We start from the raw sequence: 1,197 nt of genomic DNA, 5'->3' as shown, positions 1-1,197 counted from the left end.
TGACCTGCTCCCCAGAATTCATGCCATTGGTAAGTTAGCTCGTCAGATGGAGACGAGCGATGCGGCGAAGCCGATTTACCGAGGATCAGATCATTGGGGTGCTGCGGGAGCATGAGGCTGGCGTGAAGACGCCGGACCTTTGCCGAAAGCACGGGATCAGCGATGCGACCTTCTACAACTGGAAGTCGAAGTACGGCGGGCTGACGGTGTCCGACGCTGCGCGGTTGCGAGCGCTCGAGGATGAGAACCGACGGCTGAAGAAGCTGCTGGCGGAGTCGATGCTCGACGTGTCGGCGCTGAAGGATCTGCTGGGAAAAAACTGACCCGGTCTGCGGAGCGCTACGCTGCGGTGGAGAAGCTGATGGCCGATCACGGCTTCTCCGAGCGTCGCGCCTGCAGGCTGGTCGGGGTCAACCGGTCGGCATGGCAATATGAGCCGCTTCGCGGGCAGGACGATGTTGTCCGCGTTCGGATGCGTGAGATCGCGAACGAGCGCCGTCGGTTCGGCTATCGGCGACTGGCGATCCTGCTCAAGCGTGAGGGGAAAGGCATGAACCTGAAGAAGGTCTATCGGCTGTATCGCGAGGAACGGCTGACGGTGCGCAAGCGTGGCGGCCGGAAGCGCGCGCTGGGAACGCGAGCGCCGATGGCGATCCCGCAAGAACCCAACCAGCGCTGGTCGCTCGACTTCGTATCGGACTCGTTGGCCTGCGGCCGGCGGTTCCGCATGCTCAATGTGATCGACGATTACAGCCGGGAGTGCCTGGCCTGCATCATCGATACCTCGCTGTCCGGTCGGCGGGTCGTTCGCGAGTTGAGCGCCATCGCCGAACGTCGCGGGCTGCCATGCATAGTGGTCAGCGACAACGGGACCGAGCTGACCAGTCACGCGGTGCTGGCGTGGTGCCAGGACACCGGGGTCGAGTGGCATTACATCGCGCCGGGCAAGCCGCAGCAAAACGGCTTTGTGGAATCGTTCAATGGTCGCTTGCGCGACGAGTGCTTGAACGAGCACCTGTTCCCATCGCTGGCTGTAGCGAGACGGATCATCGAGGCATGGCGGACGGACTACAATACCGTGCGTCCGCATAGCAGTCTTGGCGGGTTGGCACCCGCCGAGTTTACGAACCGCCCCCGCCAAGGGCATATGGACACCGAAGCTAAGTTATCAACGGCCTGAAAATGGGGAGCAGGTCA

General features: G+C 62.5%; 1 protein-coding gene. It reads left to right on the top strand.

Going from position 1 to position 1,197, the window contains the following annotated elements:
- Positions 1 to 59 precede the first annotated feature (59 nt).
- Positions 60 to 1,180, top strand: a protein-coding gene (locus S2M10_RS04725) for an IS3 family transposase (protein WP_168845128.1) whose coding sequence is annotated in 2 segments (ribosomal slippage) — positions 60 to 309 and positions 309 to 1,180 — 1,122 coding nt in all. Because the reading frame shifts where the segments join, the coding sequence is not laid out codon by codon here.
- The last annotated feature ends 17 nt before the right edge of the window (positions 1,181 to 1,197 follow it).

The organism is Sphingomonas sp. S2M10 (assembly GCF_012650175.1).
GTDB lineage: Bacteria > Pseudomonadota > Alphaproteobacteria > Sphingomonadales > Sphingomonadaceae > Sphingomonas.
This window is presented reverse-complemented; position numbering and strand designations above follow the sequence as displayed.